The organism is Ruegeria sp. HKCCA5426, assembly GCF_013034585.1.
In the GTDB taxonomy this organism is placed as follows: domain Bacteria; phylum Pseudomonadota; class Alphaproteobacteria; order Rhodobacterales; family Rhodobacteraceae; genus Ruegeria.
The window spans coordinates 88,719-113,059 of the sequence record NZ_WQGH01000010.1 but is presented as its reverse complement, the minus strand read 5'-3'; the positions used below and the strand labels follow the sequence as shown (position 1 = coordinate 113,059).

Sequence of the window (24,341 nt, the reverse complement as noted above, 5' to 3'; positions counted from 1 at the left end):
TGATGCTGTACCGGGGTTTCACACAGGAAGAACTGGATCAGGAATATTCACCCCGTTCGATGATCGGTGGCGACCTGACACCCTATGTCAACAGTTGGGCTGCACTCAGCGCGCAGCATCGGGCGCAGATGGAATGCCACGAGAACCTGGCTTACGGCGACAGCCCGTCGCAGGTTCTGGATTTCTTTCCGGCAAAAGGCACTGGCGCACCGCTGCACGTGTTTATCCACGGCGGCTATTGGCAAGCGATCAGCCAGCGCGAATCCGCGATGATGGCCCCGGCCCTGATGGAGGCTGAGCAGTCCTTTGCGACCCTGAACTATACGCTGGCCCCGAACGCGCGGATCGGCGACATGATCGAGGAATGCCGCGCTGCGATACTCTGGCTGGCGGCGAACGCCACCAGTTTAGGCTATGACCCTTCCCGCGTGACACTGTCCGGCCACAGCGCCGGGGCGCATCTGGCCAGCATGGTCATGGCAACGTCCGCCGACGCACTGGCCCGCGCGGGGCTACGTGTGCGCGACGTGATCTTGATCAGCGGGGTTTATGATCTGGAGCCGATCAGCCTGACACCCGTCAACGACCCGCTGCAACTAACCCCGGTCGAAGTCCACGACCTGTCGCCCATCCGGCGCCTTCCGGCCCCCGGCCCGCGCTATCGCGTGACCGTAGGTGAGCGCGACACCCCCGAATTCATCCGCCAAAGCCGACACTACGCAGAACTTTTGCGAAAGGCCGGGCACTCGGTGAGTTTTGACCTGCAAAAAGGGGTGCATCATTTCGATATCGTTATGCATCCGGGGACGTTTTTGGCGGCGACAAAATAGCCAACGGCATAATCTGCGACGCCAGGAACGTCTGGTTCGAGCCCTAAACGGTCTTCCTATCGCTTGCCAAGTCGCCAACTTTTTAGACGAGCAGAAGTTTTTCTCGCCTACCATTTTTAGTTTTGGTGCATCGACAACTATGTTTGCATGCCTAAAGATTGCCTTTAACAAAAAGTTGATAAACTAAAGTAAAGGAGCAGGCATTTTCATGACAACTTGCAGCTTCATCCTGTCGACCGGCCGGACATCAACAGAAAATATTGCGGCGATTGCTGGAAGAGCACATCCAGATGCTAAGGTTGAACATGAGGGTCTTGGTTCAGAATATTTTTCAAGGAGAGTTTATCGGCGCCCCGGAAAGTTCGCTCAGGTCCTCGGTTCCCACGTTCCTTTGCAGCGTAAGCTTATTGAAATCGAAGATATGATCACACAAGGAACGCGTTATCTCGATGTCGGCTGGCCGTGCTATGCTTGGTTACCATATTTTTCTAAGAGGTTTTCAAGCCGGTTAAGATTTGCGCATTTGGTAAGGAATCCGTTCCATGTTGCCGCATCACTCACAACGCATGGCTTGTTCAACCCCGAAATCCGTGCCGGAAGGCGTTGGGAAAGAATCGCCATGATTCATGTGGACGACCCACGAGTTAAGTATTCGAAGTTCGCTGCGGTGGCAGAGGGGTTTACACCGTTTGAACGCAACTTGTTCCACTGGTTGGAATTGAACGAGTTTATGATTGAGCAGCACGAACGGGAAGGCTTTGTCGGTGTTTTTCGATTTGAAGAGTTGTACGAGGGCCAGCACCCAACCGTGACTGTCCTTCTGGACCAACTCGTTTCGAAAGCACAGTATGACCTAAATGCCAGAGCAGTGGATTCGGTCCATCGTAAGTTACCCGCCCAGATACGGAAACCGAACTCTCAGCTCGTTGAAGCGGTAATCGAGGTTGGTACGCGACTAGGATATTCGGAAGAGTATTTGCGCAATTCGGCAAGTGTTGAGGAATTGAACGAAAGGTACTCGAGGAAAAGGCTTTAGTTCCTCATTCGAGAGGCACATTTGACATCCCATAAATGCCCGTTTGCCCCGCATAGTAGTCATTGAAATTTAACAAATGCCAAAAAAAAGCGGCCCAATGGGACCGCTTTTATTTTTCTTATAGCACTCGGATCAATCCAGCGTCCGCGTTACCTCTTCGCGCTCGAAGATTTCGATCACGTCGCCGGCGCGGATATCGTCGTAATTTTCGAACGCCATACCGCATTCCTGACCCGACTGAACCTCAGCCACTTCGTCCTTGAAGCGCTTCAGCGTCTTCAGCGTCCCTTCGTGGATCACCACGTTGTCACGCAGCAGACGGACGCCTGCGGAACGGCGGGCAACGCCTTCGGTGACCAGACAGCCCGCAACCTTGCCGACGCCTGTGACCTTGAAGACTTCGCGGATTTCGGCGTAACCGATGAACTTCTCGCGGATCTCGGCGCTCAGCAGGCCGGATGCGGCGGCTTTCACGTCGTCGACGAGGTCATAGATCACCGAGTAATAGCGAATCTCGACACCCTTCTGGTTCGCGGTGTTCCGCGCTGATGCGTTGGCACGGACGTTGAAGCCCATGACGGGGGCACCCGAGGCTTCGGCCAGGCCGATATCCGTTTCGGTGATCGCACCCACGCCCGAGTGCAGAACGCGCACGCGGACCTCGTCGTTGCCGATTTTCTCCATCGCCTGAACGATGGCCTCGGCAGAACCCTGCACGTCAGCTTTGACGAGGATCGGCAACTCGGCCACGTTCTCGTCTTCTTTCGCCTTCTGCATCAGTTGCTCAAGGGTGGTCGCAGCACCAGCGGCGGCGCGTTTGTCCTTGGCGGCTTGCTCACGGTATTCCGCGATCTCACGCGCTTGCGCTTCGGTCTCGGTCACGTTCAGAACGTCACCAGCTTCGGGCGTACCATTCAGACCCAGAACCTCGACCGGAACCGAGGGGCCGGCCTCTTTCACGCGGTCGCCCTTGTCGTTGATCAGCGCACGGACCTTACCGTATTGCTCACCCACAACGAAGATATCACCCTGACGCAGCGTGCCGTTCTGAACCAGAACGGTGGCGACGGGGCCACGGCCCACGTCCAACTGCGCCTCGATCACGGCACCCTGGGCGGCGCGATCGGGGTTGGCTTTCAGTTCCAGAATCTCGGCCTGCAGCGCGATGGCTTCCAGCAGTTCGTCCAGGCCCTGACCGGTGACGGCCGAGACCTCAACATCCTGAACCTCACCCGACATCTTCTCGACGATCACCTCATGCTGCAGCAGGTCGGTGCGCACTTTGTCGGGGTTGGCTTCGGGCTTGTCGATCTTGTTGATCGCCACGATCATCGGCACTTCGGCGGCCTTGGCGTGGTTGATCGCCTCGATGGTCTGCGGCATCACCGCGTCATCGGCAGCGACCACCAGAACCACGATATCCGTGACCTGAGCCCCGCGCGAACGCATCGAGGTAAAGGCCGCGTGGCCCGGCGTATCCAGGAAGGTTAGCGTGGTGCCGCCATCGGTTTTCACCTGATAGGCGCCGATGTGCTGGGTGATGCCCCCGGCCTCACCCGCCACAACGCGTGCGTCACGGATCGCGTCCAACAGCGAGGTTTTGCCGTGGTCAACGTGACCCATGATGGTGATGACCGGCGGACGCGGCTGCAGTTCGTCATCGCTGTCTTCGACCTCTTTGATGACGTCTTCAACATCCGAATCAGAGACACGGGTGACCTTATGGCCAAATTCTTCGATGATCAGCTCGGCAGTATCGGCGTCGATGGTCTGGTTCTGCGTGACCATCATGCCCATCTGCATCAGCGATTTGACTACATCCGCCACACGCTCGGCCATACGGTTGGCCAATTCCGAAACCATGATCGCCTCGGGCAACTGTACGTCACGGATCACCTTTTCCCGCTCGACCGGGGCACCCATGGCTTTCTGACGCGCGCGCTCCTGCTTGCGCTTCATCGACGCCATCGAGCGTTGACGGTTGCCTTCGCCGCCGGTGGCCTGACCCAGTGTCAGCTTACCCGAGCGGCGGTTATCGTCACGGCCCTTGCCACGACCGCGCTGTTCGCGTTCGCGGTCTTGCTTGCGCGGAGCGGCAGCAGGCGCAGGCTTGCTGGCCGGGCTGCGCGCGGCTTTGGGTTCTTCGGGCGCGGGGGCGGCAGCAGCGCGCTTGGCGGCTTCTTCCGCCTCTTTGCGCTTGCGCTCTTCTTCCTCGGCCTTGGCGCGGGCACGTTCTTCGGCCTCGCGCTGTTCGCGTTCCTTGGCCTCCTGTTCGGCACGGCGGCGGGCGCGTTCTTCTTCACGCGCCTTTTCCTGCGCTTCGCGAGCGGCGGCTTCTTCAGCCTCACGCGCCTTGGCAGCTTGCAGCGCCTTCATCCGGCGTGCCATTTCCGCGTCGGAAATCCCGGCAGGACGGCGCGACGGATCACCCGAGGGCGTTGCACCGCCACCCGGCTTTCCGGCACCCGGCTTGGGGACCACCACGCGTTTGCGTTTGGTTTCCACCACGACATTCTTGGTGCGTCCGTGGCTGAAACTCTGTTTCACATTTCCGGGGCGTGCCCCGCCACGAAGACCCAATGTCTTTTTGCCGTCACTATCGCTCATAAAGCTTCTTACCCTTCCGAGCGGCCCTTGCCGCCGTCATCCGTTTCGCGCAAGCCACGCAGGCGCTGCGCTTCCTCTACAACACGTTTGGCGAGTCCGCCAGAGGCCAGCGCCGCATGAATCACGGTTTGGCGCCCAAATGCCGCCCCTAATTCATCCGCTGTCAGCCAACCGATGTATTTTCCGAAGTGCGGCGTGCTGAGTTTCGACTTGCCGCGCCCCGATCCATCAGAGGCCTGAATCAGTACCTGAGCCTCTTCCCGGTCCAGCCACGTCTTGACCTTTTCATATCCCGCGACTGCGTCGCCGGACTTACGCGCCAGGCTGATCAGTTCGATCACCCGCCGCGCGACTTGTTTTTCAACCTCGTCAGCCAGGTCCGTCTGCGCCGTTGCCTGCGCCTTGAACCCGCGCGAGAACAGCTTTTTGCCGACGGCCTTATCCAGCGCGGCGCGATCCGCCGCTACATAGACCCCACGCCCCGGCAATTTTGCCGCAACATCGGGAAAGACCTGACCATCCGGCCCCATCACAAAGCGGATCAACCCGTATTTTGGCTGAACCTCGCCCGTGGCGATGCACTTGCGCTCGGGGCCTTCCGACCGATCCTTATGGACGCCACCGCGACCCATTCACGCCACCCCGAGGCCCTGAGATCAGGCCTCGGCCTCCTCGTCAGCTTCGCCTTCAACCTCTTCTTCGGCCTGCTCCAGCTCGGCCGGATCGACCCAGCCCAGCATTATGCGGGCGGTCATGACCAAATCCTGCGCTTCTTCCAGCGTAATGCCAAAAGGTTCCAGAACACCGTCATCCTTGATGCGCTCGCCGTCGACCGTGGTCCAGCCACCGGCCAGTTCCCAGTCGGCGCAGGTGGCGAAGTCTTCCAACGTCTTCACGTCATCTTTGGCCAGCGCTTCTACCATCTGGGGTGTGAGGCCTTCGAATTCAATAAGGCTGTCCTCGGCGCCCAGCGCACGGGCAGCATCCAACGCCGCCTTGGCCTGTGCTTCCAGGAATTCACGAGCCCGGGTCTGCAGTTCCTGCGCGGTGCCTTCGTCAACACCATCGATGACCAGCAGCTCGTCCAGCTCGACATAGGCAACTTCTTCGAGGTTTGTGAACCCTTCGGAGACCAGCAACTGCGCGAAGAATTCGTCCAGATCCAGGCTGTCCATGAACAACTGGGTGCGGGCTTCGAATTCTTTCTGACGACGCGCCGATTCTTCGGCCTCGGTCATGATGTCGATGTCCAGGCCGGTCAGCTGGCTGGCCAGACGCACGTTCTGACCGCGACGGCCGATAGCCAGAGACAGCTGTTCCTCGGGCACAACCACTTCGATCTTGCCGGCTTCTTCGTCCAGAACCACCTTGGAAACCTCGGCGGGCTGCAGCGCGTTCACCAAGAAGGTCGGCTGATCTTCATTCCACGGGATGATGTCGATCTTTTCGCCCTGCAGCTCATTCACAACTGCTTGCACGCGGCTGCCGCGCATACCAACGCAGGCGCCCACTGGGTCAATCGAGCCGTCATACGAGATCACAGCGATCTTGGCGCGCGAGCCGGGGTCGCGGGCCACGGCCTTGACCTCGATGATGCCGTCATAGATTTCCGGCACTTCCATCTTGAACAGCTCAGCCATGAATTCCGGCGCGGTGCGCGACAGGAAGATCTGGTGGCCACGAACCTCGCGGCGAACCTCTTTGATGTAGGCGCGCACGCGGTCGTTGGGACGATAGCTTTCACGGCCGATCTTGTCATTGCGGCGCAGAACGGCCTCGGCCCCACCCAGATCGACGATGACATTGCCGAATTCCTCGCGCTTGACCGCACCGTTGATGATGGTGCCTGCGCGATCCTTGAATTCTTCGTACTGACGGTCACGCTCGGCTTCGCGGACCTTTTGCAGGATCACCTGCTTGGCAGATTGCGCCGCGATCCGGCCCATTTCAACCGGCGGGACTTCTTCGACGAAGACGTCACCGACCTCAGGGTTTTCCATGTATTGCTTGGCTTGCTCGACAGTGAACTCGGCCTGATAGTTTTCCAGCTCTTCATCCTCGACCACGGTGCGGACGCGGGTAAAGGTCGCCTTGCCGGTCTTGCGGTCGATCGACACGCGGATGTCCATCTCAGCGCCGTAGCGGCTCTTGGCGGCACGGGCGAGCGATTCTTCCATCGCTTCGACAACCAGACCGGGGTCGATCATCTTTTCGCGGGCCACGGCCTCGGCGGTCTGCAGCAGCTCCAGCTGGTTGGCTGAGGTGATTGCCATCAGTTCGTCTCCTCTTCGGACCCTTCGGTCTCAATCTCGTCGAAAGCGTTTTCGTTCAGGGCACCGGCGTCTTTGCGCTGGCGCAGCATTTCCTTGATCAGATCATCGGTCAGGACCAGCTTGGCATCGCTCAGCCAGTCGAATTGCAGACCAATGGTGATTGTCTCGGACCCTTCGGGGATATTGATCAACACTTCATCCCCTTCGATCCCAGCCAATTCGCCCTTAAACCGGCGGCGGCCGTCGATCAGTTCAGCGGTCTCGATCTTGGCCTCATACCCTTCGAAGGTCTCAAAATCCTTCAGACGGGTCAGAGGGCGGTCGATACCGGGGCTGGACACCTCAAGCGTATAAGCGTCAAGGATCGGGTCCTCGACGTCCAGCGTGGCGCTGACCGCGTTGGAAATCTCGGCGCAATCATCCACTTCGATGCCGCCATCGGGCTTGTCCGCCATGATCTGCAGCGTGGTCAACTTACCGCTCATCAAACGGATGCGGACCAACTCATACCCCAGATCCTCGATCACGGGGGTTATGATCTCGGCCAGTCGCCGGTCGATGGCTGCTTTGGCTATCAGGTCGTTTGTCATTCGGGTCTCTACCCTTCAATCGGGCACAAAAAAACGGGCGCGCGGCCCGTCGTATTTTCCGGTGGAGCTTTGAACCAGAAGTCCAACGCGCCGCTGTTGGAACTGCATATACGCAGGGTTTCCCGAGTCTGCAACCCCCGGCGAGAATTAAGCCAGCCACCACCGCTCGGCGATGCGGCCATCGTCCAGCGCACGCGCCTGTCCGACCTGACCCGGCATTCCGACACGAGCGGCCACGGCCAGCGCCATATCCGTCTCGCTTGGGAAAAAGCGCAGACCGCGTTGCCCCCTTAAATCGTCCTGCGCGGGCAGAGCGGCGACATCCACATAGCCATCCCGCAAAGCCTCAGCCCGAACACGCGCATCAGGGATCACGATAACTTCCAGCGCATCGACCCAGCCCGCCTGACCGCTTTTATAGTGACCGGCGACTTTGCGCCCCAAGAAATGCCGCCCGTCTTCGGCACGCTCGACCCGGTAACATCCGGTGCCGTTGGCCGCGCGCAATGGCGTTACGTCTTGCCCATTGCGCGTTATGACAAATCGACTGTCTGCCAGCAGAAACGGCAGGCCCGGATTAGCTTCCGCCAGTTCCAGCCGCAGGGATAAGTGCGAGGTGGCCTCAACACGCCCGACCTGTTCCAGCATGGCAAGAACGTCGGCAACGTCCAACGGGGCCTCATCATGGAACAGAACACCAGGGCGCAGATCGAAACGCCAAACCCGCGCGTTCGCATCGGTTTGCCAGCCTGTCGCCAATTCCGCGCGCAACGTGCCATCCGGCGCGATCTCGGTCAGCGTGTCGAACACAGCGCCACGCGCCACCTGTTCAAGGCTTTCGTCCCGGGGCACGGCCAATCGCAGCGTTCCGCCGGACTTGGGCGTGTTGGCCAATGACGCGCCGGTTGCTGCCAGCAGAGCCGCTGCTGCACCCGAAGCAAACAAGGCACGACGGTCCATGCGGGTCATGCGATGCCCTCCGCCACGCGGTCCATGATACGCACCAACTCGGCGCTGATGCCCGGCTCGGACAGGGCATGGCCTGCCTGTCGCACCATCTTGAGCTCGGCATTGGGCCAGCGTTCCGCCAAGGACCACGCGGCCTGCGGCGGGCAGATCATGTCATACCGCCCCTGAACGATATGGCCGGGGATATGGGCGATCCGGTCCATCTGATCCAGAATCTGCCCGTCTTTTTCAAGAAAGGCACTGTGCGTGAAATAGTGATTCTCAAGCCGTGCAAAGGCGCGCGCGTATTCGCCGGGGCTTTCACCCGTCGACCCGTGCGAATGGATCGAGGCCAGCGCGTTCTCCCACGCCGACCACGCCCGCGCATACAGGATTTCCGTCGCCCGATCGCCCGAGAACAAGCGTTTGTGATAGGCGCCTATCGTGTCCGACAACTCATCCTCGGTCAGCAGAGCAGTGAATTTCGCCCATTGCTCGGGCCAGAACTTGCCCGCGCCGCCGCCATAGAACCAATCCAGCTCGGCCTGCGTGGCCAGAAACACGCCGCGCAGTACCAGACGGTTCACCCGGTCTGGATGCGCTTGCGCATAAACCAGCGCCAAAGTCGCGCCCCAACTGCCGCCGAACACCGTCCAATCGTCGATATCCAGCAGAGTCCGCAGGCGTTCGATGTCATCCACCAGATCCCACGTCGTATTATCCACCACCGAGGCATGAGGCCGCGACCGGCCACACCCGCGCTGATCAAACAGAATCACCCGAAACACACGCGGATCGAAATACCGCCGCATCGCCGGGCTGCAGCCGCCGCCCGGTCCGCCATGCAGAACCACAACCGGTAACCCCTCGGGATTGCCGCATTGCTCCATATAAATACGGTGCCCATCGCCCACATCGACCATTCGCTGATCGAACGGGTCGATCGGCGGGTACAGATATTGAACTGCGCGCTTTTGGTCCGGGTACTTATCCATTAGAGCCCTATATAGTCTTTAAATGTAAAAGAGCACACGGAGACAGGAATGCAAGCGCATCCGAACACGGTGGACCCGTCCGAGATCGCAAAATTCGAGGCGATGGCGGCTGAATGGTGGGATCCCCATGGGAAATTCAAACCGCTGCACATGCTGAATCCGTGCCGTCTGGATTATATCACACAACAGATTGCGGGTGAATTTGACCGTGACCTGACGACCGCGAAACCATTCGAAGGCCTGCGCCTGCTGGATATCGGCTGCGGCGGCGGGCTTTTAAGCGAGCCGATGGCGCGTTTGGGCGCGACGGTCGTGGGCGCCGACGCCGCCGAGGGCAACCTACCCGTCGCCCGTATCCATGCCGAGCAATCGGGACTTGAGATCGACTATCGCCACACCACAGCCGAGGACATGGCCGCTGCGGGCGAACAATTCGACGTCGTGTTGAACATGGAAGTGGTCGAGCACGTAGCCGATCCATTGGGCTTCCTGACCGCCTCGCAACAACTGCTGAAACCGGGTGGGTTGCTGATCTGCTCGACCATCAACCGCAACCCGAAATCCTATGCGATGGCCATTTTCGGGGCCGAGGTCGTCATGCGCTGGCTGCCGCGCGGCACGCATGAATGGAACAAGTTCATCACCCCTGATGAGCTGTTCGACCTGCTGCGCCAATCCGGGCTGGACCCGGTCGACCGCAAGGGCTTCGTCTTCAACCCGATTCTGTGGAGCTGGTCGATCTCGGACCGGGATTTAAGCGTGAATTATGTGACGGCGAGTGTGAAGGCGGGCTGAGCTTACTCCCCCTCCAACTGCAACCGCAAATCCCTCAACACGGGCAGCGTGCCGCGGACACGCTCCAACCCCAGCTCTCCAACCACACGGTTAATCAGCGGGGCGATAGAGGAAATCGCCTGATCGCGGGCGCGGCGGCCGGCAGGGCTGATCGCGACCATTTTGCGGCGGGCGTCGTCCCAATCGGGGCGGATGTGGATGTATCCGGCCCATTCCAGCTTGGCCAATGTGTTGGTCATCGCCCCGCGCGTGACGTGGAAAGTGCTGGCCAGTTGTGCGGGCGTGCGTTCATCCCCCACAAAGACCAAATGGTTCAACACCGAGAAGTGTGAGATTTCCATGCCCTTGGGCAGCACCCGGCTAAGCCGGTTGCGCAATAGCTGGTCGGCGGTCAGGATCTCGCTGAACAGCGTGACCGCAAGGGCATTGGTGTCGTCCGTCATTGGGTCCGGCTCTGGGTCAGGGGCCGTCAAAAGCCCGCAGGTGCGTCAATGAAGGCACGCGGCGGCGCGCCTCTGACACAGAACTATCATCCAAATCAAAAATGTGAATGCCCGGATCGGTACCTGCGTCGATGATGACCTCTCCCCATGGCGCCACGACCATGCTGTGACCGTAGGTATAGCGCGTTCTGCCACGGGTTTTGGGATGCTCTCCGGTTTGGGCCGGTGCCAGCACCCAAGCGCCGTTTTCAATCGCCCGGGCACGCAACAGCGATTCCCAATGTGCAGCCCCCGTAACTGGGGAAAACGCCGCCGGAACCGTCAAGATGCGCGCACCAGCCTGAGCCAGCGCCGCATAGAGGTGGGGAAAGCGGATATCGTAACAAACGGTCAGGCCAACTTTGCCGAAATCTGTCTCGGCAATCACGGCCCGGTCACCGGGGCGGTAGTTTCGAGATTCCCGAAAAGTCTCGGTCTCAGTGACCTGCACGTCAAACATGTGGATCTTGTCATACCGCGCAACGATCTGCCCCTGCGGGTCGATCATGATGGAACGGTTGGCAAATCGCCCGTCCGCGTCATGAGTTTTGACCGCCAGCGAGCCGATCAGCAGCCACACGCCCAGCGCCTGCGCGTGATCGCGCAGCCCGGCCAGCGTCAGGTCATTTTCTTCGTACTGCAAAACTTCGCGCTGCCGCGTTGTCGAGGTCGAGACGCAGTTCGTCACCTCAGGGGTGAGGATGAACTGCGCGCCCTGTTCGGCCGCCTCGGTCATCAGGGCGCGCACCATCTTCAGATTTTCGGACGGATCATCCGACGAGGTGACCTGCAGCAGCGCAGTCAGCATCACGCGGCCAGAAGCCGGTCCAGCTTGCCCTGACGCTCCAGCTCATAAAGATCGTCGCAGCCACCCACGTGCTGCGTGTCGATGAAAATCTGTGGCACGGTGCGTTTACCACCAGCGCGCTTGATCATCTCGGGCTTGCGTTTGGGGTGTATCAAAACATCGACTTCTTTGAACTCAACGCCTTTCTGTTTCAGCAGTCGTTTGGCCGCGTGGCAAAAGCCGCATAGCGGAGAGGTATAGATTTCAACAGGTTTCATAATCCGTCCCTTGGGGTTTCACGTAATCTTCGACGAATTAGGCATCCTTGGCAACGCGCGCTAGGGTCAACACGAAAATATGATTTGCGCCAGATGCAAGGCAGACACTTGCACAAGCGGACAGCGTCGCGCCGGACGTCATCACGTCGTCGACCAGCAGAACATCCCGCCCCTGCATCCGGTGCCGCCGCTTGGGATGCGCAACAATCACGTCTTCCAATGTCCGCGCACGTTCCGCTGCAGTTTTTCCATCCAGAATCGGAGTTCGGACGGGCCGAACCAAAAGGTCGGGACACACCTGCAATCCGGTTTCCCGCCCCACGTGATGCGCCAACAAAGCGGATTGGTTGTATCGCCGTTTTAACAATCTGGTCCAATGCAGCGGCACCGGAGCGAGCAGCATGTTGTCACGAAACAAGTCACGCCCTGCCTGCACCATCCATCGCGCCGCCGGGCGCGCCAGTTCCGGGCGGTCACCATGTTTCAGAGCCAATATCAGCGCCCGCGCCCTGCCTTTGTATAAAAGAGCGGAACGCCCATCCCGCCACGGCCGGGAAACCTTCATGCAGTCATCGCATTCAATCCGGTGCCCGTCCGGATCACCGGGCAAGGGGACGCCGCAGCTTTCGCAGACGGTGCCCCCGATAAATGGCGTGTCGCTCCAGCAGGGTCCGCACAGGGCAAAGTCCGATTCTGTCAGCGCGCCGCATCCCAGACAGCGCGGCGGATAGATCAATTGGACGGCGGCTTGAATCCGCGGCCAGATGCGATAGTTGCCCCTTATGAAGCTGCCTGACTCCAATGCACCCTCTTTGTTTGACCGCTTTGCCCTGACAAAGCGTCGCGCCCGCGCGCAGGACGACGCATTGTTTTTGCACCGCGCCGCGATTGACGAGGTGCAGGATCGCCTCTCCATGGTTAACAAAAGCTTTACCGCCCCGGCGATCGTGACGCCCTTTGCGCATGTTTGGCAGGGTGTGTTGCCCAAAGCGCATATCGTTGCCGATGAACATGTTTTGCGGCTGACGCCCGGCGCGCACGATCTGGTGGTACACGCAATGGCGTTGCACTGGGCTAACGATCCGGTCGGGCAACTGATTCAGTGCCATCGCGCGCTTAAACCCGACGGGCTGTTGCTGGTTGCGTGTCTGGGTGGGGAAACCTTGCACGAGCTGCGCACATCCCTGGGGAAGGCCGAGATCGAGGTCACCGGCGGCCTCAGCCCGCGCATTGCCCCGATGGGTGAGTTGCGCGATCTGGGCGGATTGCTGCAACGGGCGGGTTTCGCTCTGCCTGTCGCCGATACCGCGCGCCTGACTGCGGAATACCGCGACATAGTCCACCTGATGCACGATCTGCGCGCGATGGGAGAGACCAACAGCCTGTCCGAGAGGTTAAAGCACCCCACCCGACGGCAGGTCTTTGGACGGGCGCAAGACATCTATGCCGAAAACTTCGCAACCCCGCAGGGTCGTCTGGCGACAACTTTCGAATTGATCTGCTTGACCGGCTGGTCGCCCGATGAAAGCCAGCAAAAACCCCTGCGCCCCGGATCGGCACAAGCGCGCCTTGCCGACGCGCTGGGAACAAAAGAAGGCAAACTGTCCGATTGACGGCGGGCTAATTCCGTTTATCTCAGCCCGAAACACGACGATTTCAGGAAGCATCCCATGTTTGACGCCACCCGCCCCGCTCATGCCCCCGACGACCACCCAAAGGTCAAAATGGGCCGCGTCGGTATTCTTTTGGCCAATCTGGGCACCCCGGACGATTACAGCTATTGGCCAATGCGTCGCTATTTGAACGAGTTCCTGTCGGATCAGCGCGTCATCGACTATCCGAAATGGAAATGGCAGCCGATCCTGCAAGGTATCATCCTGACCAAGCGGCCTTTTAGCTCGGGTGAGGCGTACAAGTCGATCTGGAACCACGACAAGGGTGAAAGCCCGCTGATGACGATCACCAAGGATCAGACGGCCAAGCTGCGCGAGGCGATGCAGGCACGTTATGGCGATCAGGTGATGGTGGATTTCTGCATGCGCTACGGCAACCCTTCGACCAAGTCCAAGGTGCATGAGATGGTGGCGGCAGGCTGTGACCGCATCCTGTTCTTCCCGCTCTATCCGCAATATGCAGGCGCGACGACCGCCACGGCAAACGATCAGTTCTTTCGCGCGCTGATGGAAGAAGCGTGGCAGCCTGCGTCACGCACCGTTCCCGCCTATTTCGACGAACCCGCCTATATCGACGCCTTGGCCGGTTCAGTCCAGAACGCCTATGCCGCGATGGAAACCAAACCAGATATTCTGGTCTGTTCCTACCACGGGATGCCGGAACGCTATCTGCAGCAGGGCGATCCGTATCACTGCCAATGCGCGAAAACGACCCGGCTTTTGAAAGAGCGTCTGGGATGGCAGGATGACCAGCTTGTCTCGACATTCCAATCCCGGTTCGGGCCGGAAGAATGGCTAAAACCCTATACAGTCGATCATGTTGCTGAGTTGGCGCGGCAGGGTAAGAAGAATATTGCCGTCATCGCTCCGGCGTTTTCCGCCGATTGCATCGAAACGCTGGAGGAGATCAACGAAGAGATCAAAGAAAGCTTTGAAGAGGCCGGCGGCGAGACCTTTACCTATATACCCTGCCTGAACGATGACGATTCGCACATCGCTGCGCTTGGCAAAGTGATCGAAGACAATCTGAAAGGCTGGTTGGACTAATTCGCCCCGGCCCTTGGGCATAAAAAAAGGCGGTGGAAAACTCCACCGCCTTTTCTTTGTATTGCGCTCGTCGAATTAGCTTGCTGCAACAGCTGCGGCAACCACAACCAGCAGGACCAGCGGCAGGATGATGCCCTGCGACGAACCCTGAGTTTCTTCGACAACAACAGGTGCTTCAACAACCGGCTCTTCCAGGTTGCCAGCATAAGCGGTCGATGCAGCAGCGGTCAGTGCAGCGGCGAGAACGAGTTTCTTCATATTAACCTCCAGAATACGCACGGTTTCATATATTGAAACCGCACACCCAAGACTTACCTCGTGTTTTTTTCTAATCAGCTATCCGACTGGAATGCAAATGGAACTTGCTCCAAAAGCGGGTTCGTGCGCGGAAATGTCGTCAAATAAGCAACACTTGCGTACCTACGTTCGCCATTGAAAACAACTCGGCAATATCCTCGTTAAACAGACCGATGCATCCGTTGGATGATCTACGCCCGATTTTACGTGTGTCATGTGTGCCGTGAATCCGATAGTACTTCCAGCTTAGATACAAAGCGTGCGTTCCCAACGGGTTATCCGGCCCCGGAGGGATATAGTCCGGCCATTCCGGATTTCTTTTCTTCATGGATGGCGTTGGCGACCAGCTTGGTCCTTCAACCTTGCGGATGACACTTGTGCGGCCACGGCGCGTTAATTCCTCGGTCAGAGGCACCGAAGATGGATAGAGTTTGTAGACCGATTGATCATCTGACCAATAATGCAGCGCGCGTGATACCGTATCGACCAGAATGGCCCCGTTCCGCGTGTTCGAGAAATAAGGCTGCCAATCCAGCGCACGGAAGCCCGAAACGTTTCTACGGACCTGCGGTTCAGGTTCCGGCGCAGGACGGAGCGGATCACCGGGGATGTACTGCGCGATCGCGGGCGAGGCTAAAACAGCCGAAGCGCCGGTTAAAAATCCACGGCGGGTCGTCGAGGGAATGAGCTTCTTGACCATATCAGGCGGTCCTTTGCTAAACCAAAGTTGAAAATCTAACGCATTTTATTGCCAGAATACCTCATTCGCAAATCAAACCGGCAGAATCACGCGAGAATCAGCTTTTGCAGGTTTGCCCAAGTCAGTCGGGCGCGCTATGCCGTAAGGCATCACAATCATCAGGTCGGCCATGACGCGTATTATTTCATTACTTTTCGTTTGCTTCGTTGCGCTGGCAGCGTGCACCCCCAGCAGCACCCCAACCTATGGGTCGGATGGTCGCCCGCTGCCGACGGTTTACAAGATTCGCGGAAACCCGGAAAAGTTGCAGTTCCGGATGCTTGATTCGGTGAACGCGCTGCGTCAGGCGTCGGGGCTGCAATCTGTGCAGTTGAACTCGCAGCTTAACGCTGCTGCGGCGACTCATTCCAAGGACATGGCGCGCCAGAACCGGCCATGGCACTTCGGATCAGACGGTTCATCGCCAATCGACCGCGCCGCACGCGTGGGGTATTTCGGTACTTTCCTGGGCGAAGCGATCTCGGAGACCTACGAGACCGAGACTGAGACACTGGCCGCATGGATGCAGGAGCCGGGTCCGCGGTCCGTGATCATGGACCCGAAAGCCACACAGATGGGCTTTGCCTGGCATCAGGAAAATGGCGGCAAAATCTGGTGGACCCTGGAAATGGGAACCGGCGGCTAAGACGCCAATCCAGCCAAAAAAGAAAGCCCCCGAAAATCGGGGGCTTTTTTATTGTTTGTCAGTGGCTTATGCCGCTTGCATCGACTGCGCCTCGGTCAAGATCGCATAAAGCTTGACCGGATCGGGATTGGCCCGAAGCTTGGCGCAAACCGCAGTGTCCCGCAGCGTTCTAGACACCAGAGCAAGGGCCTTCAGGTGATCGACACCGGCCTCTTCCGGCGCAAAAAGTGCGAAGGCGATATCGACGGGCTGCCGGTCGACCGAGCCAAAATCAATCGGCTTTTCCAGCATGACAAAAGCCCCGGACACCTCTTCGACTTCGTTCAGACGAGCATGCGGCAACGCAACACCATGCCCAACACCCGTCGGCCCAAGGCTTTCACGTTCCAGCAAACTGTCCACAACAGTTTGCGCTTCAAGTCCCAGAATCCCGGCGGCAATATCGCCGATTTCCTGAAACAACCGCTTCTTACTGGAAGCGGCGGACAAAACACGTACTGCTTCGGGCTTTAGTATGCTCGAAAGCTCCATGATCACGCTCCACGGCAATGCCCCCACCTTTGGCAGGGGCTAGCCTTGCTATTCTTGCCTGTTACGGATCGATCCAGCCGATATTCCCGTCGTCCCGACGGTACACGACGTTCAATCCGTCCTTGTTTTCATTCCGGAACACCAGCACCGGGGCACCAGCCAGTTCCATCTGCATTACGGCTTCACCAACACTCAGCGATGGGATCTTGGTCTCCATCTCAGCCACGATCATCGGCTGCAGAGATTCGGGTTCGTCAGCCGACTCCGATTCGTCAGAGGCGAGGATATAAGAGGATGCTCCAAAGAGTTCAACCGGCTCGGCCCGATCCTTGTGGTGGTCCTTCAGACGGCGCTTGTAACGGCGCAATTGTGTTTCCATCTTGTCGCAGCAAGCCTCAAAAGCTGCGTAGATTTCAGTTGCGTGGGCTTTGGCCTGAGCCGTCAGGCCGGTGGAAAGATGCACAGTAGTTTCGCACACATATTCATGCGCAGAACGGGAAAAGACGACATTGGCATCGGTCGGACGCTGGGCATATTTACCCACCACCTCGCCAAGTTCGGTCTGCACATGGGTCTGAAGTGCTTCACCGATGTCGATCTGTTTTCCGCTAATTTGGTAACGCATGTGATCTCCTTCACAATTCACACCCATTCTGACGCCGCAAATCGCGACGCGCTTGTTGATTATCGGGTGGGGGGTATCGACAATTTCCGCAGTAACCGAACCGCGCACCCTTCAGGGAAGGGGCATCGTGATCCAGAATTGAACCGTAGAAATGCCATACCCCAATTGAGGCAAGAGACGGCGGAAGAGTCAATCAAAACAGGTGTGTATATACGCGATTTCCGCCATGCAGTCGGCACAGACCTGCACAAACCTATGAAATTCGGAAGTTTTCGCCCAAATAGACGCGGCGCACGTTTTCATTTTCGACCACCTCGTCCGGCGTGCCGGACATAAGGACCTGGCCGTCATGCAGAATATAGGCGCGATCCACGATCTCGAGGGTTTCGCGGACATTGTGGTCGGTAATCAAAACGCCGATTCCACGCTTCTTCAGATCCGCGACCAGATGACGGATATCCCCCACACTGATCGGGTCAACGCCCGCAAAGGGTTCATCCAGCAGCAGATATTTGGGGTCTGCTGCAAGGCAGCGCGCGATTTCGACGCGACGACGCTCACCACCTGACAGGGCCAGCGCGGGCGCACGGCGCAGATGTTCGATCGAAAAGTCCGACAGCAGCTCTTCCAGCCGTTCCTTGCGGCGATGCGCGTGACTGACAGTGATATCCAGCACCGAGGCGATGTTGTCCTCAACACTCATCCCACGGAAAATCGACATTTCCTGCGGCAGATAGCCGATCCCAAGACGCGCGCGACGGTACATCGGCAAAGTCGTGACCACCTGCCCGTCAATCGTGACGGTCCCCGCTTCGGGGAACACCAAACCGGCCACAGAATAGAATGTCGTCGTCTTGCCTGATCCGTTCGGCCCCAACAGAGCGACCACTTCGGACCGGTCCAACGTCATGGAAACGTCCCGGATCACCGTTTTCTTACGATAAGACTTGCGCAGTTTTTCAATTCTGAGGCCCGAGTTGCCCTCGGCAACAGTCAGGCTCGGACCGGCCATCAATTGGCCCCCTGCTGCAGAATGGTTTTGACGTTGCCCGTCATCGTCGCTGTACCGGTCGTAAGGTTCGCGTTCATCTGGTCGCCACTGATCGTACTTGGCCCCTGCGTCAGCAGAACATTGCCCTTCATGACGATCACGCCCGAGTCGATGGTGTATTCCGCCCAGTCACCTTCCGCAGCGTCCGGCGGGCTGACCAGAACGACATCCTCTGTCGCCTCCATGCGTTCAATCGCGGACCGATCTTCGTTGTAGATGACCAGAACACGTTCGGCTGTCAGGCGCATTTCGCCCTGGATTACGATCACATTGCCCTGAAACTCGGCCGATCCGTTTTCCTGATTCACGTTGAGCGTTTCTGACGTCACCTCAACCGGCAGGCTGGGGTCTGCCTTGACGGCCCCGAACGCGACCTGTGTCTCTTGAGCAGTCGCTGAAACAGCACCGGCTACAAGGGCACAAAACGCAATGGCTAAACGAAAATCGAACACAGGTTATCTTTCTGCTTTTTCCGGCTCATACACCAACTTGACGCCATCTGTAAAAATAATATGGACCGGCCCGTCCTTTTTTTCAGTCCCAAATGTCATCCGGCCCGCTGAAAAGTTGCCAATTATGCCCGTGCCGTCGACCTGACCCGGTGTATCACCACGGATTTCGTCCAGCGCCGTATTCAAAAGGTCCGTCGTAACCTTGATACCGTCTGTTGTAATTATGACCACATCACCGACAAAGATCGCCGTGTTCTTGTCCGGGCGGATCATCCCGGAATTTGAGTCCAGCGTGATCACGCCCCCGTCCGAAAGACCAAGCCGCCCCTTGAAATCAGACGCTGTCGGAACCGAGTTTTTTGTCCCCTGAGTCGCCTTTGTCGCTTCGATTTGAACCTCTTCGCCCTTGCGTGTGGTGCCGCGATAATTCGGCAGGGTCACGACCTGATCTGCCAGCCGTTCCTCGATATCTCTTTGCGTAAAGGGCACAGTTACGTTGGTTTCAATACTGCGCGACAACAGGAAAACGGTGGACAGCAGCACGATGGCCGCCAGTGGCAGCAACACCTTGAGGAATTGCACCATGCGCGAATGACTGTCCACAGATCCGCCCTCTTATCCCAGCCCGACGCGCAGGCAGTCGTGAATGTGCAGCAGCCCCTCGGCCGAGCCGTCGGAGTCAGGCGAGACCACGAACAAAGAAGTGATCTTGTGATCGTTCATGATCGCAACAGCTTCTTCCGCCAGAGCATCGGGGCTGATCGTGGTCGGGCTTTCCGTCATGACTTCGGCGGTGGTCTTGTCCAGAAGCCCGTCCATGTGACGCCTCAGGTCACCATCCGTGATGATACCGGTCAGTTGACCTTGCGCATCTGTAACGCCAGCGACGCCGAACCCTTTCTGGCTGATCACGATCAACGCCTCGCTCATCGCGGTGTCAGCCGCCACCAGAGGCAGCGCGTCGCCTGAGTGCATCAGATCGCGCACGGTGGACAACTGGGCGCCCAATTTGCCACCAGGATGAAACGCGCGGAAATCCTCGGGTTTGAAATCGCGATGCTTCATCAGCGCAATCGCCAGCGCATCACCCATCGCCAACGTCAGCGTGGTCGAGATCGAAGGCACCATGCCGAACCCGCAGGCCTCGCCCATCGACGGGATCAGCAGATGCACATCCGCCTGTGTCATCAAGGTGCTTTCGGGTTTGCTGGACAGACCGATCAGCGGGATACCAAAACGGCGTGTAAAGGCCAGCAGGTTCGCAAGTTCGGGCGCTTCACCCGAGTTCGAGATGGCCAGAACCACGTCGCCTTTGGACACCATACCCAGATCGCCATGGCTGGCCTCGGCAGGGTGAACGAAATAGGCGGGCGTGCCGGTGCTGGCCAGCGTTGCCGCGATCTTGTGGCCAATATGACCCGATTTTCCGATGCCGCTGATGATGATGCGGCCTTTGGCCTGCAATATCATTTGCACAGCTTCGGCAAATTGTTCGTCCAGGCCTTCGGCCAGAACATCCAACGCGCGGGCTTCGTCAGTGACGACTTGCCGCGCGGTTTTCAGGAAAGCTTCGGTATCGGTCATGAGTGCGCAAATATATCCGTTTCGGGCCAACCGGCGAGGTCGAGTTTCGCACGCATCGGCAGGAAGTCAAAACAGGCCTGGGCCATTTCGGTCCGGCCTTCGCGGGCCAAACGCCCGTCCAGCGCCTCGCGTAGGCGGTGCAGGTACAACACATCCGAGGCCGCATACTCCAACTGCGCCTCGGTCAGGTTTTCCGCGCCCCAGTCACTCATCTGTTGTTGTTTCGAGATATCAACACCGATGAGTTCCTGACACAGGTTCTTCAGCCCGTGGCGGTCGGTATAGGTCCGCACCAATCGGCTGGCGATCTTGGTGCAATAGACAGGTGCCGCCAGCGCGCCAAAGGTATGAAACAGCGCGGCAATGTCGAAGCGGCCAAAGTGGAACAGTTTCAGCACGTCGGTGTTTTCCAGCATGGCGCACAGGTTTGGCGCAGCGGTCTGGCCTTTTTCGACCTGCACAATATGGCTGTCACCATCCCCCCCGGACATCTGGATGACACACAGACGGTCACGATGTGGGTTCAATCCCATGGTTTCACAGTCAATGGCCACAACAGGGCCCATATCCAACCCGTCTGGCAGGTCGTTTTTATAAAGATGGTTTGCCACGGGGGTCTTCCTTTGTGCCGTATCGCCCCCGAGATAGGAGGTTTGGGCCGTAAACTCAACGCCATCCATGGAATGCGACCAATATGCACATGTTTCTTGCCCCTTGCGCGTTTGACTAGAAAATGGCGTTCTTTACCGGGCAACATCACCGTCAGAGCAATTGGGCGCAAAAGAAAGGCATTGCAGATGCTCAGCATCCTGCGAAACCGAGTTTACCGCCATTTACTGGCCGCACAGATCGTGGCGCTGACCGGAACCGGATTGGCAACCGTTGCTTTGGGTCTTTTGGCGTTTGAGCTTGCCGGTGAGGCCGCCGGTTTGGTGCTTGGCACGGCCCTGACCATCAAAATGGTCGCTTATGTGGTGGTTGCGCCGATTGCCGCCGCTTTCGCCGAAAAGCTGGACCGGCGGCGAATGCTGGTCGCCCTGGACGTGGTGCGCGCTGCCGTTGCGATGTGCCTGCCCTTTGTAACGGAAATCTGGCAGGTCTACTTGCTGATCTTCGTCCTTCAATCTGCCTCTGCCGGATTCACACCGACCTTTCAGGCGACGATTCCGGACGTTCTTACGGATGAGCAGGATTATACCAAAGCTCTGTCGCTTTCGCGTTTGGCTTACGATCTTGAAAGCGTGGTAAGCCCGATCCTGGCCGCGCTATTGCTGACAATCGTAAGTTTCGACAGCCTGTTCTGGGGAACGGGTCTTGGGTTTGTCGCATCGGCACTTCTGGTAACTTCGGTTGTCCTGCCCTCGCCCGAACCGACACGACCCCGTGGCGTCTATGACCGCACAACGCGCGGTATCCGTTTATATCTGGAGACGCCCCGCCTGCGCGGGTTACTGGCGCTGAGCTGGGCAGCTGCCGCGCTAAGCGCGATGGTCATCGTGAACACGGTCGTGATCGTCCGGGCCGATTTGGGTTTATCGGAAAGCGCCGTAGCCATTTCACTTGCCGGATTCGGGGGCGGTTCGATGCTGGCCGCATTTGTCCTGCCGACGCTGCTGAACAGGTTCCGGGATCGCAGGGTCATGCTGACGGGAGCCTTCTTTGGCACCTTTTCCATGGCGATGGGGGCAGTGTTGTCCATTGGGGGCCAAATCACGCTGCCGACACTGATCCTGACTTGGGTCTGCATCGGGTTCGGATATTCGGCGACCCTTACGCCATCTGGCCGGTTGTTGACACGGTCTGCCGCGCCCGAGGACCGCCCGGCCGTATTTGCCGCGCAGTTCACCCTATCCCATGCCTGCTGGTTGGTGCTTTATCCGTTGGCGGGCTGGCTGATGACGGTCAAAGGAGTAACACATGCCTTGGGCTGGATGGCGTTCGCTGCGGTCTTGGGACTGGCACTGGCGGTTCTGTTGTGGCCCACCGAAGACAGGAAAGCCGTTTCCAAAGAACACCTTCACAAGCCTTGAGCAACAGCGCAACTCTGCACTACACCTTTGAGCCATGGATCAACTGGACCGCCGCATCATCGCCGCCCTTCAACACAACGCTCGCGATTCAACCACTCGGATCGCGGCGAAGCTTGGCGTGGCAAGAACCACGGTGCATGAGCGCATCAATCGCATGGAAGAACGCGGCGTGATCGCCGGGTACTCCGTGGTGCTAAATACCCCCGAAGATGCCCCACGCGTTCAGGTTGTCGTTTTGCTGGAGGTGCAGCAGAAAGAAACCACGCGCATTATCAAGCGACTGGAAGCCTACCCTGAGGTCAAACTTTGCCTGTCCATCAATGGCGAGTTCGATCTGCTGCTGTCGGCCGAGGCCCCCCGGATCGAGGATCTGGATATTCTGGTCGATGACCTCGCCAAGATTCCGGGCGTCCTTCGGACCAATACCAGCGTTGTATTCGGGCGCAGGATCGACCGAATCTGAACAGCCGATAACTGTCTGTAAACCCTCGCACAGCTAGCTTGGCCCGGACTGATCAGAATCCCGGACCGGCAGAATGCCCAATCGACGATCCTTGGACTGGCTTTTGCGTTGTACATCGCGCAAGCGGCGATAGCTTTAGCTTCCCCCCAAACGGCAGCGCTCTGTGATCGGGCGGCGCTGCGCGCAGCGCTGTCACACGATGTCCCTATTGACGTCCTGCGCGCCATAACTCGGGTCGAAACCGGACGCACACTGGACGGTCAATTCGCCCCGTGGCCATGGGCCATCAATGTCGAAGGGGGGGTTTCTGGTTCAAATCCGAGGTTGAGGCGAAGTCTTACGTTTTCAACATCTTCAAAGGGAGCCTGATTTCACGACGGCGGGTCGGATCGAAACGGCAATAAACAGGGAATTCAACCGCCCCGTCGCCATCATGCGCGATTCCGGGACAGTCGAGTTGAACATCGCCGCCACGCAGTCTCTTTCTACGGCACATGCCCTGGGTCGGATCGAGAACATTCTGGTGCAACCCGAGGCCAAGGCTCGGGTTGTGGTTGACCAACGTTCGGGCACGATTGTCATGGGGCAAGAGGTAAGGATTTCCCGGGTTGCAGTCTCTCAAGGCAACCTAACCCTTACTGTAGAAGAGGCCCCGATCGCCGTTCAGCCCAACCCATTCGCACGCGGCGAAACCGTAGTGGTCCCCCGAACCATCGCCGGCATCGAAGAAGACGAAGGCACTGGCCTGGCAGAGATACCCGAAGCCACGACCCTGTCCGAGGTTGTGGCAGGGCTGAACGCACTTGGGGTGTCGCCGCGCGACATGATAGACATCTTGAAAACGATCAAGGCCGCGGGTGCCCTGCATGCGGAATTCGTCGTCCGTTGAGTTTACCAGACACGGCCAAGGTCACGGCGCCCCAACGACCCCTATTTCGATTTCCAAGTATCCAGCCATTTCCTGAAGCTGCTGCTCTTTTCTTCGATTGCGTCGCCAGCGGCATAAAACCCATCTTCCACGTTCTCAAGCATCGGGTCGATACGGCGTTGCCGAAACCTGCGCCACCGCACCCAAATTGCCCAGAGGATCGAAAAGAACACTGTCAGGAAAATGATATTGAACCACGGGATCACTCGCACATCCGGGCTGTCTACCGGGCGCACCGACACCACATTGGGAAAGATCGACATAAGTTGATTGCGCCAGCCATAGTGGCGCAACACCACCCATTGCGGATCTGCTGCTGTTGAAACCAGATTGGTCAGCTCTGCCTGCAGATTAGAGCTGTCGAGCTTGAAATAGGGCGGCCATCCCCACCCGGTATCCTCGTTGCGGTAAACGCGCGGGGTTCCGTTAGGGCGGAACGTTTCAACGAACCGCACATCACGATTGACAGTCTGCGCGCCTTCCTGACCAGTATCCTGCTGCGCCCAGAAAATCGAATTCTCGCCAAAATCGACCCGGCGCACCTCGGTCTTGACGACCCGGACAACGTCCTGTTGCGGCAAAGTATACTCCAGTACTGCCGCAACAGACCCCCAAAAGAGTATAATAAACGCCCATTTAACATAGACCATCTGT

Annotated in this window: 28 protein-coding genes and 1 pseudogene; 9 read left to right on the top strand and 20 right to left on the bottom strand. The window is 58.4% G+C overall.

From position 1 onward, the window contains the following. Positions 1–2 precede the first annotated feature (2 nt). Positions 3–830, top strand: a complete 828-nt coding sequence (locus tag GOV87_RS16390) for an alpha/beta hydrolase (RefSeq protein WP_171212484.1) — start codon at positions 3–5, stop codon at positions 828–830. Positions 831–1,038: 208 nt separating this feature from the next. After that, positions 1,039–1,866, top strand: a complete 828-nt coding sequence (locus tag GOV87_RS16385) for a hypothetical protein (protein ID WP_171212483.1) — start codon at positions 1,039–1,041, stop codon at positions 1,864–1,866. Between the two features lie 132 nt (positions 1,867–1,998). On the opposite strand, the gene infB is transcribed toward GOV87_RS16385, so the two are convergent. The 6 genes from infB to pip all read right to left on the bottom strand — a co-directional run bounded on the left by infB (position 1,999) and on the right by pip (position 9,279). Beyond that, on the bottom strand, positions 1,999–4,473 hold the full coding sequence (infB, locus tag GOV87_RS16380; protein ID WP_171125960.1) for a translation initiation factor IF-2: 2,475 nt from the start codon (positions 4,471–4,473) through the stop codon (positions 1,999–2,001). A gap of 8 nt (positions 4,474–4,481) precedes the next feature. Then, positions 4,482–5,105, bottom strand: coding sequence for an RNA-binding protein (locus GOV87_RS16375; protein WP_171125958.1), 624 nt, complete (start codon positions 5,103–5,105; stop codon positions 4,482–4,484). 24 nt (positions 5,106–5,129) lie between these two features. Continuing rightward, positions 5,130–6,746 carry a transcription termination factor NusA gene (nusA, locus tag GOV87_RS16370; protein WP_171125956.1) on the bottom strand — a complete coding sequence of 539 codons (1,617 nt, stop codon included), beginning with the start codon at positions 6,744–6,746 and terminating at the stop codon, positions 5,130–5,132. Then, positions 6,746–7,336 (bottom strand): ribosome maturation factor RimP, encoded by a 591-nt coding sequence (gene rimP, locus GOV87_RS16365; RefSeq protein ID WP_171126679.1) that lies wholly within the window; start codon positions 7,334–7,336, stop codon positions 6,746–6,748. Before rimP ends, nusA begins: the two co-directional genes overlap by 1 nt. Positions 7,337–7,483: 147 nt before the next feature. Then, a complete protein-coding gene (locus tag GOV87_RS16360) occupies positions 7,484–8,305 on the bottom strand; it encodes an ABC transporter substrate-binding protein (protein WP_171212482.1) in 822 nt (273 codons plus the stop codon). Beyond that, positions 8,302–9,279 (bottom strand): prolyl aminopeptidase, encoded by a 978-nt coding sequence (gene pip / locus GOV87_RS16355; protein ID WP_171212481.1) that lies wholly within the window; start codon positions 9,277–9,279, stop codon positions 8,302–8,304. The genes GOV87_RS16360 and pip overlap by 4 nt, the downstream gene beginning before the upstream one ends. 48 nt (positions 9,280–9,327) lie before the next feature. Between pip and ubiG the strand changes: the two genes are divergently transcribed. Then, complete coding sequence (ubiG, locus tag GOV87_RS16350) at positions 9,328–10,074, top strand: bifunctional 2-polyprenyl-6-hydroxyphenol methylase/3-demethylubiquinol 3-O-methyltransferase UbiG (RefSeq protein ID WP_171125949.1); 747 nt, start codon at positions 9,328–9,330, stop codon at positions 10,072–10,074. Between the two features lie 2 nt (positions 10,075–10,076). On the opposite strand, the gene GOV87_RS16345 is transcribed toward ubiG, so the two are convergent. Genes GOV87_RS16345 through GOV87_RS16330 form a run of 4 tightly spaced genes read right to left on the bottom strand, consistent with a single transcriptional unit; the run spans position 10,077 to position 12,423 of the window. Further along, positions 10,077–10,517, bottom strand: coding sequence for a MarR family winged helix-turn-helix transcriptional regulator (locus GOV87_RS16345; protein ID WP_171125947.1), 441 nt, complete (start codon positions 10,515–10,517; stop codon positions 10,077–10,079). Between the two features lie 16 nt (positions 10,518–10,533). Beyond that, positions 10,534–11,364: a carbon-nitrogen hydrolase family protein gene (locus GOV87_RS16340; protein WP_171212480.1), complete on the bottom strand. Its 831-nt coding sequence runs from the start codon at positions 11,362–11,364 to the stop codon at positions 10,534–10,536. Beyond that, positions 11,364–11,621 carry a glutaredoxin 3 gene (gene grxC, locus GOV87_RS16335; RefSeq protein ID WP_171212479.1) on the bottom strand — a complete coding sequence of 86 codons (258 nt, stop codon included), beginning with the start codon at positions 11,619–11,621 and terminating at the stop codon, positions 11,364–11,366. Before grxC ends, GOV87_RS16340 begins: the two co-directional genes overlap by 1 nt. Before the next feature lie 37 nt (positions 11,622–11,658). Then, complete coding sequence (locus GOV87_RS16330) at positions 11,659–12,423, bottom strand: ComF family protein (RefSeq protein WP_217360880.1); 765 nt, start codon at positions 12,421–12,423, stop codon at positions 11,659–11,661. Here GOV87_RS16330 and GOV87_RS16325 point away from each other — a divergent pair. Both GOV87_RS16325 and hemH read left to right on the top strand, forming a co-directional pair. Continuing rightward, positions 12,404–13,234: a methyltransferase domain-containing protein gene (locus tag GOV87_RS16325; RefSeq protein ID WP_171212478.1), complete on the top strand. Its 831-nt coding sequence runs from the start codon at positions 12,404–12,406 to the stop codon at positions 13,232–13,234. The two genes, GOV87_RS16330 and GOV87_RS16325, sit on opposite strands and share 20 nt — an antisense overlap. A gap of 57 nt (positions 13,235–13,291) precedes the next feature. Next, complete coding sequence (gene hemH, locus GOV87_RS16320) at positions 13,292–14,341, top strand: ferrochelatase (RefSeq protein ID WP_171212477.1); 1,050 nt, start codon at positions 13,292–13,294, stop codon at positions 14,339–14,341. A gap of 75 nt (positions 14,342–14,416) precedes the next feature. Here hemH and GOV87_RS16315 read toward each other — a convergent pair whose 3' ends face one another. Next, positions 14,417–14,599 (bottom strand): hypothetical protein, encoded by a 183-nt coding sequence (locus GOV87_RS16315; protein ID WP_108861641.1) that lies wholly within the window; start codon positions 14,597–14,599, stop codon positions 14,417–14,419. 139 nt (positions 14,600–14,738) lie between these two features. Continuing rightward, a complete protein-coding gene (locus tag GOV87_RS16310) occupies positions 14,739–15,338 on the bottom strand; it encodes a L,D-transpeptidase (RefSeq protein WP_171125937.1) in 600 nt (199 codons plus the stop codon). 169 nt (positions 15,339–15,507) lie between these two features. On the opposite strand from GOV87_RS16310, the gene GOV87_RS16305 reads away from it, so the two are divergent. Next, the gene (locus tag GOV87_RS16305; RefSeq protein WP_171125935.1) at positions 15,508–16,023 is read left to right on the top strand and encodes a CAP domain-containing protein; all 516 of its coding nucleotides are present in this window, start codon (positions 15,508–15,510) and stop codon (positions 16,021–16,023) included. Between the two features lie 66 nt (positions 16,024–16,089). Here the strand turns inward: GOV87_RS16305 and GOV87_RS16300 are convergent, their stop codons facing one another. The 7 genes from GOV87_RS16300 to GOV87_RS16270 form a co-directional block, all read right to left on the bottom strand. Continuing rightward, positions 16,090–16,554 carry a PTS sugar transporter subunit IIA gene (locus tag GOV87_RS16300; protein WP_171126672.1) on the bottom strand — a complete coding sequence of 155 codons (465 nt, stop codon included), beginning with the start codon at positions 16,552–16,554 and terminating at the stop codon, positions 16,090–16,092. Positions 16,555–16,615: 61 nt separating this feature from the next. Further along, positions 16,616–17,179 carry a ribosome hibernation-promoting factor, HPF/YfiA family gene (gene hpf, locus GOV87_RS16295; protein ID WP_171125931.1) on the bottom strand — a complete coding sequence of 188 codons (564 nt, stop codon included), beginning with the start codon at positions 17,177–17,179 and terminating at the stop codon, positions 16,616–16,618. Positions 17,180–17,432: 253 nt separating this feature from the next. Beyond that, the gene (gene lptB / locus GOV87_RS16290) at positions 17,433–18,191 is read right to left on the bottom strand and encodes an LPS export ABC transporter ATP-binding protein (RefSeq protein WP_171125929.1); all 759 of its coding nucleotides are present in this window, start codon (positions 18,189–18,191) and stop codon (positions 17,433–17,435) included. Further along, on the bottom strand, positions 18,191–18,682 hold the full coding sequence (locus GOV87_RS16285) for an LptA/OstA family protein (protein ID WP_171135066.1): 492 nt from the start codon (positions 18,680–18,682) through the stop codon (positions 18,191–18,193). Before GOV87_RS16285 ends, lptB begins: the two co-directional genes overlap by 1 nt. Before the next feature lie 3 nt (positions 18,683–18,685). After that, on the bottom strand, positions 18,686–19,285 hold the full coding sequence (gene lptC, locus GOV87_RS16280; RefSeq protein WP_171212476.1) for an LPS export ABC transporter periplasmic protein LptC: 600 nt from the start codon (positions 19,283–19,285) through the stop codon (positions 18,686–18,688). A gap of 12 nt (positions 19,286–19,297) precedes the next feature. After that, a complete protein-coding gene (locus tag GOV87_RS16275; protein ID WP_171126669.1) occupies positions 19,298–20,266 on the bottom strand; it encodes an SIS domain-containing protein in 969 nt (322 codons plus the stop codon). After that, positions 20,263–20,877: a ribonuclease D gene (locus GOV87_RS16270; RefSeq protein ID WP_171126668.1), complete on the bottom strand. Its 615-nt coding sequence runs from the start codon at positions 20,875–20,877 to the stop codon at positions 20,263–20,265. The genes GOV87_RS16275 and GOV87_RS16270 overlap by 4 nt, the downstream gene beginning before the upstream one ends. 186 nt (positions 20,878–21,063) lie before the next feature. On the opposite strand from GOV87_RS16270, the gene GOV87_RS16265 reads away from it, so the two are divergent. The 3 genes and pseudogenes from GOV87_RS16265 to GOV87_RS16255 all read left to right on the top strand — a co-directional run. Further along, positions 21,064–22,296, top strand: coding sequence for an MFS transporter (locus tag GOV87_RS16265; RefSeq protein ID WP_171212475.1), 1,233 nt, complete (start codon positions 21,064–21,066; stop codon positions 22,294–22,296). A gap of 34 nt (positions 22,297–22,330) precedes the next feature. After that, positions 22,331–22,759: an Lrp/AsnC family transcriptional regulator gene (locus GOV87_RS16260; RefSeq protein ID WP_171125918.1), complete on the top strand. Its 429-nt coding sequence runs from the start codon at positions 22,331–22,333 to the stop codon at positions 22,757–22,759. 358 nt (positions 22,760–23,117) lie between these two features. After that, a pseudogene (locus GOV87_RS16255) lies at positions 23,118–23,648 on the top strand (flagellar basal body P-ring protein FlgI); the annotation flags it as partial. Between the two features lie 41 nt (positions 23,649–23,689). Here GOV87_RS16255 and GOV87_RS16250 read toward each other — a convergent pair. Next, positions 23,690–24,337 (bottom strand): DUF1523 family protein, encoded by a 648-nt coding sequence (locus GOV87_RS16250; protein WP_171212474.1) that lies wholly within the window; start codon positions 24,335–24,337, stop codon positions 23,690–23,692. Between the last annotated feature and the right edge of the window lie 4 nt (positions 24,338–24,341).